Source organism: Oerskovia sp. PE-21s, assembly GCF_056158145.1.
Genome location: NZ_JBUXJM010000004.1, coordinates 69,385 through 81,434, shown reverse-complemented (window position 1 = coordinate 81,434; position 12,050 = coordinate 69,385). Strand labels below are relative to the sequence as shown.

General features: G+C 74.5%; 9 protein-coding genes. 2 read left to right on the top strand and 7 right to left on the bottom strand.

All coding sequences use genetic code 11. From position 1 onward, the window contains the following. From ACZDYF_RS08965 to ACZDYF_RS08950, 4 genes are all read right to left on the bottom strand, one after another. Positions 1 to 3,189, bottom strand: coding sequence for an AAA family ATPase (locus ACZDYF_RS08965; protein ID WP_475055654.1), 3,189 nt, complete (start codon positions 3,187 to 3,189; stop codon positions 1 to 3). Beyond that, entirely contained in the window at positions 3,189 to 4,466 is a 1,278-nt protein-coding gene (locus ACZDYF_RS08960) for an exonuclease SbcCD subunit D (RefSeq protein ID WP_475055652.1), read from the bottom strand. Before ACZDYF_RS08960 ends, ACZDYF_RS08965 begins: the two co-directional genes overlap by 1 nt. Positions 4,467 to 4,568: 102 nt before the next feature. Continuing rightward, complete coding sequence (locus tag ACZDYF_RS08955; protein WP_191789994.1) at positions 4,569 to 4,913, bottom strand: STAS domain-containing protein; 345 nt, start codon at positions 4,911 to 4,913, stop codon at positions 4,569 to 4,571. A 119-nt stretch (positions 4,914 to 5,032) separates the two neighbouring features. Then, positions 5,033 to 5,512: an aminoacyl-tRNA deacylase gene (locus ACZDYF_RS08950; protein ID WP_475055649.1), complete on the bottom strand. Its 480-nt coding sequence runs from the start codon at positions 5,510 to 5,512 to the stop codon at positions 5,033 to 5,035. Between the two features lie 166 nt (positions 5,513 to 5,678). Between ACZDYF_RS08950 and ACZDYF_RS08945 the strand changes: the two genes are divergently transcribed. Further along, complete coding sequence (locus ACZDYF_RS08945) at positions 5,679 to 6,302, top strand: hypothetical protein (RefSeq protein WP_475055647.1); 624 nt, start codon at positions 5,679 to 5,681, stop codon at positions 6,300 to 6,302. Then, positions 6,299 to 7,495, top strand: coding sequence for a PrsW family intramembrane metalloprotease (locus ACZDYF_RS08940; protein ID WP_475055645.1), 1,197 nt, complete (start codon positions 6,299 to 6,301; stop codon positions 7,493 to 7,495). The genes ACZDYF_RS08945 and ACZDYF_RS08940 overlap by 4 nt, the downstream gene beginning before the upstream one ends. Here the strand turns inward: ACZDYF_RS08940 and ACZDYF_RS08935 are convergent. The 3 genes from ACZDYF_RS08935 to ACZDYF_RS08925 all read right to left on the bottom strand — a co-directional run bounded on the left by ACZDYF_RS08935 (position 7,484) and on the right by ACZDYF_RS08925 (position 11,989). Then, positions 7,484 to 9,289 carry an ABC-F family ATP-binding cassette domain-containing protein gene (locus ACZDYF_RS08935; RefSeq protein ID WP_475055643.1) on the bottom strand — a complete coding sequence of 602 codons (1,806 nt, stop codon included), beginning with the start codon at positions 9,287 to 9,289 and terminating at the stop codon, positions 7,484 to 7,486. The two genes, ACZDYF_RS08940 and ACZDYF_RS08935, sit on opposite strands and share 12 nt — an antisense overlap. Positions 9,290 to 9,533: 244 nt before the next feature. Continuing rightward, positions 9,534 to 10,040, bottom strand: a complete 507-nt coding sequence (locus tag ACZDYF_RS08930; RefSeq protein WP_475055641.1) for a nucleoside deaminase — start codon at positions 10,038 to 10,040, stop codon at positions 9,534 to 9,536. After that, positions 10,037 to 11,989 carry a M15 family metallopeptidase gene (locus tag ACZDYF_RS08925; RefSeq protein WP_475055639.1) on the bottom strand — a complete coding sequence of 651 codons (1,953 nt, stop codon included), beginning with the start codon at positions 11,987 to 11,989 and terminating at the stop codon, positions 10,037 to 10,039. Before ACZDYF_RS08925 ends, ACZDYF_RS08930 begins: the two co-directional genes overlap by 4 nt. Between the last annotated feature and the right edge of the window lie 61 nt (positions 11,990 to 12,050).

Sequence of the window (12,050 nt, the reverse complement as noted above, 5' to 3'; positions counted from 1 at the left end):
CTACGCCCGCACGGTGAGCGTGCTCGACCCGTTCGCGAGCCGCCGCACCTCGATACGTTCCGCGATGGCCTGCTTGAGCGCGTCGACGTGCGACACGACGCCGACGACGCGACCACCGGCACGGAGCTTGCCGAGCTCACCGAGCACCGCTTCGAGGGTCTCGGGGTCGAGCGTCCCGAAGCCCTCGTCGACGAACAGCGTCCCGAGGTCGACGCCTCCGGCCTCGGCGGTCACGACGTCGGCCATGCCGAGCGCGAGGCACAGCGACACGTAGAAGGTCTCGCCGCCCGAGAGCGTGCGGGGGTCGCGCGCCTGCTCGGTGCGGTGGTCGAGGACCTTCATCGCGAGCCCGGTCCGGCGGGTGCGGACGTCCTCCTTCTCGTCGGACCGTTCGAGCTCGTAGCGCCCGTCCGACATCTCGCGGAGCCGCTCGTTGGCGGCCGCGACGACGTCCTCGAACCGCCTGACCAGCACGAACGTCGCGAGGGACAGTGCCTTGGCGTTGTCGCTGCCGGACCCCGCGGCGAGCGCGGCCATGCGTGCGACGGGCGCGGCGTCCTCGCGGGCGCGCACCCAGGCCGACACGGTCGACCCGATCTCGGCTGCTGCGGTCGCGGCCGCCGTCGCGCGCCGGGACGCACCGTTCGCCTGGAGGGCGGCCATGCGCTCGGCGGCCTCGGCCTGCCCGACGGCGTCACGCGCGCCGTCGAGATCGACGTCCACGTCCGCGGGCAGGGACGCGACGACCTCCTCGGAGAGCCCTCTCCGGACGCGCTCGGTGTCCGCGTCGACCGCGCGGAGCCTGCGGTCGAGCTCCTGACGGCTCTCGGCTGACAGGAGCGCGTCCACGGCTTGCTGCTCGTCGTCGAACCCGGCCTCGGCGACGACTGCCGCCACCTCGGCCGCCCGGGCCTCGACCGTGGCCGACGTGCGGGCGACCGCGGCCTCGGCGTCGAGCAGGGCGCTCACGGCGAGATCGCGGTCCCGCAGGGCTGCCGCGAGCACCGCGACAGGGTTGGCGGGCGCGCCCTCGTCGGCCAAGGGGTCCGGGAGGCCGGCGCCCGCGAGGAGCGGCCCGGTCGCGTCGAGCTCGTCGGCGATCTCGCGGCGGTCCTGCTCGATCCCGGCGGCCAGTGCGTCGAGGCGCGCGCTCTCGCCCGCGATCCGCTCGGCGAGCGTCGAGGCCAGGGTGATCAGGTCGCCGGTCTCGGCGTCGAAGGCCGAGAGGGCTGCGGACACCTCGGACCGTTCGGTGGCGGCCGCAGAGGACGCCGACACGAGCTCCTTGGCCGCGGCGAGCGCCGCCCGCGCCTGATCGACCTCGACGCCTCCGGCCGCCCGCAGGAACCCGTCGAGGCGTTCGGCGAGGGTCGCGACCTCGGCGGACGCCGCCGCGACGATCTCCTCGGCGGCCCGACGGGCGGCCTCGGCGGCCTCCACACCGTCCCGGCCCACGTGCTCGTCACCCGTCCGGGCGGGCGCGGGGTGCTCGTGCGCGCCGCAGACAGGGCACGCGTCCCCGGGCTCCAGCCCTGCCGCGAGCTCGCCCGCGATGCCCCCGAGCCAGGCCGTGCGCAGTGCGTGCTCGGCGTCGGACGCGGCCCGTGCGGCGGCGACCGCCTGCTCCTGACCGGCTCGGGCGGCGTCGAGGGCGGCGCCGGTCTCGACGGCCTGGCGCGCGGCCCGCAGCACGGACTCGGCCGCGAGCACCTTCTCCTGCCGCTCGCCGAGGCGTCCGGCGACGTCGGCGAGCTCGTCGCGCCGCGCCTCCCGTTCGGCCCGTTCGGCCGGGCGCGCCTCGAGCTCCGCGAGGACCCGTGCACGCTCCTCGCGGTCGCGCTCGATCTCCTTGCGGCCGTCGACCAGGTCCCGCTCCCGGAGCGGCAGCGACTCCCCCACGGGCAGGAGCCGGACGAGGCGCGTGCTCGCGGCCGCGAGGCTCGACCGCAGGACGTCGAGGGCCGTGACGTCGGCCGACGCCAGCGACTCGGGCACCCCGGTGCGGGCGAGCAGGAGCCGCTCGAGCGCGGCAGCGTGCTCCGTCGCGGCGTGGCGGGCACCCGCGAGGACGGGCTCCACCACGGCCGCCCGTTGCGCGGCGGCGAGAGTCTCACGGTCGGCGGCCACCTGGTCCGCAGCGGCGTCGAGCGCCGCCTGCTCGGCGAGCAGCGCGTCGCGGCGCACGACGGCTGCGCTGAGCGAGCGCGCCGCCTCGAAGGCGTCACGGGCCGCGACGAGCACGCTGTTGGCCGAGATCTCGCTCGCGCCGAGCTCGTCGGCGGTCCGCTGCATCGCGGCGACGTGCCGGTGGACGAGGGTCCGGACCGACGGCAAGGCCGCGGCCTCGCCACCGTCGACGTCGCTGTCACGGTCACCGTCGACGTCGCCCGCCGACTCCTTGGCCGCGTCGAGCGGCCCCGCGAGCCGGACGTCGTCGCGCACGGCCTCTCGCAGGGTGGCCGTGGCCTCGCTCGTCAGCCCGGCGGCACCGACGAAGTTCTCGACGGCCCCCGTCGCGATGCCCTTGGCGGCCGACACCGCGCCCTGCGCCTCGCGGTTCAGGGCCGCGAGCTCGGTCTGCACGCGGTCGTAGATCTCGGTGCCGAAGACCTTCTGGAGCAGGCTGCGCCGGTGCTCGGGGTCCGCCCGGAGGAAGTTCGCGAACTCCCCCTGCGGCAGGACGATGGTCTGGACGAACTGTCGGCGGTCGAGCCCGACGGCCCGCTGGATCTCCAGCCCGGCCTCGTCGAGCCGCGTCGAGAGCAGCTCGCCGGGTACGTCGTCGTCGGCGTCGGCCCCCGGCACCGCCGCGGCCTGGTCCGCCCCGGCGAGCCGCCAGAGCTTCACCCCGGCCTGCTGGGTCGTGGTGCCTGTGCCGCGCTTCTTGGCGCGCTGGAACTCGGGGGTGCGTCGCACGCGGTAGACCCCGGACCCGGTCTCGAAGACGAGGTCCACGAACGACTCGACGTCGGGGGCGGCGTACGCCGAGCGGAGCCGGTCCTCGCTCGCGGCCTCGGACGCGACCTTGCCGTACAGCGCGAAGACGACGGCGTCGATGATGGTCGACTTCCCCGCGCCCGTGGGGCCTTCGAGCAGGAAGATGCCCGAGGTCGCGAGCTGGGCGAAGTCGACGACGTGCCGTCCGGCGAACGGCCCGATCGCCTGGAGGGTCAGGGAGTGCAGGTGCATCAGGCGCTCCGCTCGCTCGCGAGGGCGCGTTCGAGCGCGGTGCGCAGCGCGGCCCCCTCGGCCTGGTCGGGTCCCGTCCCCGTGACGTGTTGGACGAACTCGTGGGTCACCTCGAGCGGGTCGCTCCCCTGCCCGACGACGGAGATCACCTCGCGCTCCGCGGTCACCGGTGGGCGGTGCTGGACCTGGAGCGCGTGCGGGAACCGGGCGCGGACGCGCGCGTACATCTCGGTGGGCCGGGCGGGATCGGTGACGAACACGCGCAGCCAGTCGTCGGTGTGCGGGTCGCCGGCCGCGCCGAGGAGGTCGTCGAGCGTCCCGGTGACCTCCGCGAGACGCCGCGGGACCGGTGCCGGGAGCAGCTGCGTCCGGGCGTCCCCGGTCGCGTCGAGGTCCAGCAGGACGGTCGACTTCTGCTGGTGCATCTCCGAGAACGAGTACGCGAGGGGCGAGCCCGAGTAGCGGGCCACGGTCGCGACCTCGTCGCCCTGACCTGTGGTTTCACGTGAAACACCGGGCACCGTGACGGTCTGCGGGCCGTGCAGGTGACCCAGGGCCACGTAGTCCACGCCCATTCCCCCGAACACCCCGGCGGGCACCGAGTCCACGCCGCCCACCCGGATGTCCCGCTCGGACTCCGAGGCCTGCCCGCCGACGACGAACGCGTGAGCCACGACCACGTTCCGCAGCCGGTCGCCGCCACCCTCACGACGGCGCGCGACGTCCGCCGCGACCCGCCGCACGGCAGCTGCGGTCACGGCCTCGTGCGACCGCGGCAGCGGGGCGCGCTCGTGCTCTCTCCCGGACAGGTCCCGCGCGTCGCCACCGCATCCGCAGCCGTCCGCGAGCTCCCACCGCACGGCGTCCGGGTCGAGGTAGGGCATCGCGTACACCGCGACGCGGCCGCCCGAGCCACCGCGCGAGGCGGGGTCCAGGACGACGGGCGTGCCGACGTCGGGCACGCGCGTGCGGAAGTGGACGCCCGCACGCATGAGCGACGCCCCGAAGCCCAGCCGGATCGCCGAGTCGTGGTTGCCCGGCGTGAGCACGACGTCCGCATGCTCGGCGAGCCGTGCGACCGTGTCCGAGAGGAGGTTCACGGCGTCCACGGGTGGGATCGCGCGGTCGTACACGTCGCCCGCGACGAGGACCGCCCCCACCCCCTCCGCGCGGACGACGTCCACGAGGTGGTCCAGGTGCGCAGCCTGATGGTCCAGCAGGTCGACGCCGTGCAGCGTGCGACCGAGGTGCCAGTCCGAGGTGTGCAGGATGCGCATGCCCCGAACGGTAGCGGGCGCCACCCACAGCCCTGTGCACCAGCCCCTCGGCCCCGGGTCGACCTCGTCGTCACCCCGGTCGAGCCGCGAGGACCCTACGGGCTACGACCCTGCGGTCGCGGTCCGCACGACGGGGATGGTCCCGGCCATGCCGATCATCTCGAGCAGGTCCTCGAGCGAGGTCGTCGGGTCCTGCAGGACCACGGCGCGCCCGTCCTCGGAGCCCAGCATGTAGACCTGGAGGATGAACGCGATGCCGGACGAGTCGATGAACGTCACGCGTCCGACGTCGATCGTCACCGGTCCGGGATGCGTGAGCACCTGTGCCATGGCGTCGCTCGCGCGGTCCCTCAACGCTGCGTCGATCTCTCCCCACAGGGTGATGAGCGACCCCTCGGGGGTCGCCTCGTAGCTGATGCCTGAGTCGTACGTGCTGGGGATGGTCATGCTCTTCTCGTGCTCCGTCAGTCGGTGAGGGTGGCCTCGCGGACCGTCCTCCTGGTCAACGATCGGGCAATGAACGGTGTTCCCGTTGTCGGGATCCGTGGAGGTCAAACTCTGAGAGGTTAGACCGGCTCGGTCACGTCCGCGACCTGCGCGCCCAACGCCTTCGCCAGACTCGCGCCGTCGACGCTCGCCGCGACCCCGAAGGCGCCTGCGCCGATCGACACGAGCGGGGACGCCCCGTCGCGTTCCACGACCCGGGAGTCGGCGACCACGGGCCAGGCGGTCGTCGCGCCGAACGGGGTGATCGTCCCTCGCTCGTACCCCGTGACCTCGCGCGCGACCTCCTTGTCCGGCATGGACAGGCGCGAGACGCCCAGGAGGGTCCGCAGCCTGGGCCACGAGATGGTCCGGTCGCCCGGGACGAGGACGAACAGGTAGTCCTCGTCGCCGCGGCGCACCACGAGCGTCTTGACGATGTTGGCCGGGTCGATCCCACGCGCCTCGGCGGCTTCCTCGAGGGAGCCGACGGGTCCGTGCCGGGTGATCGTGAAGTCGATCCCGGACGCTTCCAGTGCGGCGCGTGCCCGCTCTTCGCTCATGCCCTCGACCCTAGGCATCGCCGCCCACACTCACCACGCGAAGGGCCGATCAGCACGTGTCGTCCACGTCACCTCCCCGTGGTGTCCGCGCCGTCCCGGGTCGCGGACCTCGCGCCCCGGTGCTTGCATCGAGGGACGCCCGACCCGGACGAGCCCGAGGAGAGCCATGCGACCCGAACCGCCCCCGCTGCTGCGGCCCGAGCGTCGCGGACGCTTCGGCATGGACCGTGTGGGCTCGGTCGCGACGGCCGTCGTGCTGCTGGCCCTCGTGGCCCTGTGGCTCGTCCCGACAGCTGTCGACGAGGGCACCCCGCCCACCGAGACCGAGATCGCCGCAGGGCGGGTCGTGACCGTCTCCGACGGCGCCTCGACCGCGACGGTCCGGTTCCCGGCAGGGTGGTCCACCACGGCCGACATCGCGTCGGGGGACGCGAGCGAGTCGACGTTCGAGGGTGCCAGCCTCACGGTCGACCGCCGAGGCGTCGAGGTCCAGATCGAGGTCGTCTCGGGCGTCGAGAACCCGAACGTCTTCTTCACTCGGCGAGCCCGGCTCGCCGAGCTCTCGACGGGTACGAGCCTGTACGACGCGCAGATCGTGTCCGACGGGGACCCCGCCGAGGTCTCAGGGGTCTTCCGGTCGAGCGGTCCCGAGGCGGCCTCGCTCACGGTCAAGGTCACGGCGCAGCACGCACAGGGCGGGGTGTCGATCCTCGCGTACGGGACGGCGTCCGACCTCCAGGCGCAGGCCGAGGCCGTGGCGGACCTGGTGAAGGCCGTGACGATCTCATGACCGACCACGCCCCGCGCAACGTCCCGGTCGTCCTTCCGACGAGCGCGCCCGGGCGACGACGGCGCGCCCTCTTCCCCCACTACCAGTGGGCGACCTGGCTCTACTGGGTCTGCCTGGTCGTGACCGGCGTCGGGATGCTCCGGGTCGCCCGCCAGGACGCGTTCCTCACACCCGAGGGGCTCGCGATCGGGGTACTGCTCGCGGTCCTCGTCACGCTGCTCCTCACGGCGGTCGTCCGGCGGCTCGACCTGTTCGAGGACGAGCCCGTCGGCATGCTCCTCGCGGCCTACGCGTGGGGATTCGTGGCCGCCCCGACGATCGTCGTGGTCGCGAACGACCACCTGATCTCCGCGCTCGAGCGCGTCGGGCTGGCCTCCTGGTCGGCAGCCCTCGTCGGGCCGACCGACGAGGAGCTCGTCAAGCTCCTCGGGGTGGTCCTGGTCCTGTACGCGGGCCGCGCGCACGTGACCCGCCCGCTCAACGGCCTGGTCTACGGGGCGATGGTCGGTCTGGGCTTCGAGGTCAGCGAGAACATCAGCTACATCGTGCAGGGCGCGATCATGGACCCGAACGCCGACGCCGTAGGCGCTCTCCAGGTCGGCCTGAGCCGCGTGCTCGTCGGCCTGGGCGGCCACGCGATGTTCAGCGCGATCGCGGGCTTCGGCATCGCCTACGCCCTGGTGGCGTTCCAGGTCTCCACGGCGCGGCGCGTCACCGTCGCGGTCGCGGCCTCTGCGCTCGCCTGGGTGCTGCACTTCGCGTGGAACGCCCCCGAGATCTTCTTCCCGTCGTCGGAGGCCGGCGCGTTCGCGTCGGTCGTCGTCAAGTACGTCGTCCTGATCCTCGCGTTCGTGCTCGTCGTCCGCTACGCGCGGCACATCGACCACCGCTGGTTCGAGGCGGCACTCGCCGGCCAGCCCGACGACGTCGTGACGCCCGACGAGAGGGAGGCCCTGCGCTCCGTCCACGGACGCCGCGCGGCGCGCAAGGCGGCCCGGCGCGCAGGCGGGCGGGCCGAGAGCCGTCGGCTGGCCGACCTCCAGGAGGCGCAGCTCCGGCTCGCGACGCTGCTGGGCCTGCATCCCGACGGGTCACCGCCCGTCGAGGTCCAGAAGGAGGTCGTGCGGGAGATCCGCGCGCAGCTCCTCGTGCCGGTCCAGGCGTCGCCGTCGCCGGCGCGGTCAGCTCCCTGAGCCGAGGTCCACCACGTCGCCCTTCCAGGTCCGCCGCAGCCACCGGTCGTGCGACGCGACGACCACGGCACCTGGCCACGTCTCGACCGCGGCCATGAGCTCCTCCGCGAGCGTGAGCGACACGTGGTTGGTCGGTTCGTCGAGCAGCAGCACGTCGGGCGCCTGCGTCACGAGCATCGCGAGGACCACCCGCCGTCGCTGTCCCACGCTCAGCGACGCCAGCGGTCGGTCCAGGTCGCGGGGCGCGACGAGGCCGTGCGCGTCGACGTGCGGGCGGTCCGCGGGGTCCTGCCCCGTGACGAGGGCGAGCAGGTCGCGCGGGGTGCGCGCGTCGTCGTGCAGGCGGACGTCCTGCTCCAGCAGGGCGACCTCGACGCCCCGCGCGCGGCCCACCGTGCCCGACGACGGCGCGAGGTCGCCCGCCAGCACGTGCAGCAGCGTGGACTTCCCGGACCCGTTGGCCCCGGTGACGAGCAGCTTGGCGCCCGGGGCGAGGTCGATCGACGGCACGCCGGCCGCCCGCAGGTCGAGGCGCGGACGACCGTCCGAGGCGGAGCCCGGCTCGGTCGCTCCTCCCTGCACGACGACGTCACGCGCCCACAGCGCCAGGCCGTCGGTCCCGTTCGACGCTCCCTGGGAGCCGCGCCGACCGCCCGAGCGTCCCGGGGACGAGCTCGCCGTACGCTCGCGCACGAGGTGCGGCGGCGCGAACCGCAACGGCGCCGGAGGCTTGCGCACCTGCTCGGCCTGGAGCGTGTCGAGACGCTGCTGGGCGTTGCGCACGCGCCGCGACACCTGCGACTGCACGCGCTCCCCCTTGGCGTCGTAGAGCAGCTTCGACTGGTTGCCGCGCTCACGGTTGTGCGAGACGTTGCGGGCCGTGGTGGCGACCGACCGGCGCAGCGCCTTGAGCTCGTCCTGCTCGGCCGCGAACTGCTGCTCCCACCGTGCGCGCTCGACGCGCTTGGCCCGCAGGTACTCGCGATAGCTGCCCGCGTACAGGGTGCCGCCCGTGCGACCCGCCGAGCTGGCCTCCTGCGAAGGGTCGAGGTCCAGGATCTCGGTGCAGACCTCGTCGAGGAACACGCGGTCGTGGCTCGCGAGCAGCACCGCGCCGGGCAGCGCGCGCAGGGCCGACGCGAGGAACTCGGCGGCCTCGTCGTCCAGGTGGTTGGTCGGCTCGTCGAGCAGGAGCGCGCCGGGCTGACGGATGAGGAGAGCCGCGAGGCCCAGACGGGTGCGCTGCCCTCCCGAGAGCCGCGAGACCATGCGGTCGCGGTGGATCACGTCGAGGCCCAGGCCTGCGAGAGCCCGGGACGCGCGAGCGTCCGCCCCCCACACGTCCGACTGCTCGGCGCGCGCGAGGGCCAGGTCGTAGGCCGCGGTGAGGGCGTCGACGTCAGCGCGCCGGTCGTCGGGAGCGGACCGGGCGACGTCCTGGTCCGGCTCGGACAGCGACGCGAGGGCAGCCCCGGCCGCCTCGAGCTCGCGCTCGATCTCCCGGACCCCCGCGAGGGCGTCCTCGACGACCTGGCCGACGGTCGTCGTCGGGCCGTACGGGAACTCCTGGTGCAGGTAGCCGAGGTCCGGGGGCCGCGTGACCGTCCCCGAGTCGGGGTCCTCGACCCCGGCGAGCAGGCGCAGCAACGTCGACTTGCCGACGCCGTTCTCACCCACCAGCCCGGTCCGGTGGCCGGGGTCGACGGCGAGGCTCACCCCCGCGAGGACGGTGCGGTCACCGTAGGACTTGGTGAGGTCGAAGGCTGCGAGGAGGGCGGATGAGGGCTGGGGCACGGAATCACCTGACGAAGAGGGCGCCACGGCGGCACGAGAGGCTGCCGACCGACGTCGGGCACGGCCAGGACACGACGGGGGCGTGTCGCGGGGCGACGTCGGGGCGCGAGAGGAAGGGGGTCTCGCGAGCAGGCTCAGATCCACATGAGGGCAACCCTACGGGGTCGGGCAGGCGGGCCGCGACCGGATTACCCCGACGTCGTGGCTCGACCGTCGCGCCTGCCGTGCCGTACGGAAGGCCGCCCTAGTGGTCGTCCACGCCCAGCAGGCGAGCGTGGAGCGCCCGGACCTCGTCCACGAGCGCCGGGTCGGGGCCCGACACCGGAGTCCCGGGGGCGACCGTGGCGATCGGCAGCGGCGCGACAGGTCCGGGGGGCACGCCCCATCCCGCACGCCACCCGACGAGCTGGGCGCTGCTCGCGGCGTACACGATCCGTCCCAGGCCGACCCACGCGTGAGCCGCGCTGCACATGGGGCAGTGCTCGCCCGACGTGTAGACCACGCTCGTCCGCCGCTGCTCGGCGTCCAGGTGCTCGGCAGCCCATCTGGCGAGAGCGAGCTCCGGGTGCTGGGTCGCGTCCCCGCCGCGGACCCGGTTGCGGTCCGAGCGCAGGATCGTCCCCTCGGCGTCGACGAGCAGCGACCCGAACGGCTCGTCGCCCGCGTCGAGCGCCTCCCGGGCGAGGTCGACGCACACCCGGAGGAACTCGTGGTCGCGCGCGTCCGGAGAGTCGGGGGCCGCGGCGGTCACTGGGCTCCGGACGTCGCGGTCGGCGCGGGGATGTTCGTCGGGGAGGTCGAGGGAGCCACGGAGGACTCGGTCGGCGACGGTGCCGGTGTCGTCGGCGGGTCCGTCGGGTCCGTCGTCGGGGCGGGGGTCGTCGGGGTGGGTTCGGGCGTCGTCGGGGTCGGCGTCGGGGTCGGCGTCGGCGTCGGGGTCGGCGGCGGGTCCGTCGGGACCGGGGTCGTCGGGGTCGGCGTCGGCACGGGGTTCGTCGGTGACGGCGCGGGCGGAGGAGTCGACGGCGAGGCGGGGGCCGTCGGCACGGGAGGTGCCGTCGGCGTCGTCTCCGCCCCTGGCTCGTACCGGTCCGGCATGGCCCCGGCCGCGTAGAACTCGAAGTGCCACGGCTCGGGCTTGCGCCCGTCAGGACGCGCCCAGGTGGGGTTGTCCCAGCCGTAGTCCGGGGCGTGCAGACGCATCCACTGGTACTCGGCGCTCGTCCCGGTCGAGACCGGGGAGCCGACGTCGATCGCGAGACCCCACCCGTGCTGGGACGTCCCGGGGACGGCGGCCAGGAACGGCTTCGCGGCCTTGACGGCCACCTGGTCGTCGTAGCTGCGGTAGGAGTCGGTGATGCGCAGCGGCTTGCCGAACGCCTTCTGGTACTCGGCCGCGAGCGCCTCGAGCTGCTCGGCGGCGTCGCACCGCAGGCTGTGCCTGGGGGCGAAGGCGAGCGTGCACAGCACCGCGTCGGGGAGCTGTCCGTTGGCGTACTGGGAGGTGCTATCCGCGTACTTCGCGACCGCGGCGGCGAGCTGGTCGGCCAGAGTCATGTCGGCAGGGATCTGACCGTCAGCCGGGACGACACCCACGGCCGCGAGCGCGTACGCGGGCCCCATGAGCTCGGAGAGCCGGGTCGCGGCAGCGACGACGTCGTCGATCGTCACCAGGCCCTCGTGCGACGGGGCCTCGTCGTCGGTCGGGTCGGCGGGGTCGGGGGCAGGCGCTGCTGGCAGGCCTGTCTCGGGGTCGAACCCGTCCGCCGCGCCGTCGGCGGGGGGCGTGGGCGTCGTGGCTGTCGTGAGCGGGACGGGAAGTCCCGGCGTGACGGCCCCCGCCGCCCCGGGTGCGTACGGGTCGGGATCGGTCGCCAGGACGTCCGCGGCCCCGTACCCCTCGTCGGCCGTCGTGGGGGGTGGGACCACCGGGTTCGCGGCGGGCTGGACCCCCGGGCCGGCCGGTACGAGCGTCGACGGTGTGCCCGTCGACGGCGGCACGGTCGACGCCTGCCCGGTGCCCGCTCCCGGCGCCCCGGGCTCGCCCGGGGTCTCGGGGGGCGTCGGGGCGAGAGGGGTCGGTGCGGCGGGCGGCGTCGCGAGGTCCTCGCCGGGCAGGGCGCCGGGCGAGACGGGCCCAGGAGCGTCGACCGACCCCCGGGCGCCTCCGCCGGCCGCGGCCTGCTGGGCCTGGTAGGTCGCGAGCAGCATGCCGAGCTCCGAGCGCGCCTGCAGCACGGGCTCCGAGACCGCGGCATCGGTGCCGAGTACCTCGTCAGACCGGTCGAGCATCTTGACCACGCGGTCGAGCTGGACGTCCTCGCTGGGTGGCTCGTAGGCGGGGGGCTGCACGCCGAACGCGGCGCCGGCCACGGGCTCGTCCGCCGCGTACTGCACCGACCACGCCTCGCGGTGCGTGATCGAGGACCCGACGAACCCGACCGTCATGGCCGACCCGAGGACCAGGGTCGACGAGAGGATCAGCGGGACCGCCCGCGCCGGGCGTCGCGCATGACGGGCATCGACGTGGTCGTGGGGCTCCGCCGGAGGACGGGCGGGCTCGTTCGGCCTGTCGGCCTGGTCGAGCACAGCAGGGGCGTCGACGACAGCGGGCGCGCCAGTGGCGGCGGGCGCGGCGCGGTGCGCGCCGTGCCTGCCCCCTGGGCCGCTGGAACGCACCCGGTGCGTCGGCAAGGTCACCACGAGACTCCCATGTCCGTTCTGCGACGTTCGACCGTGCGAGGGTATCTGCGAACACGGC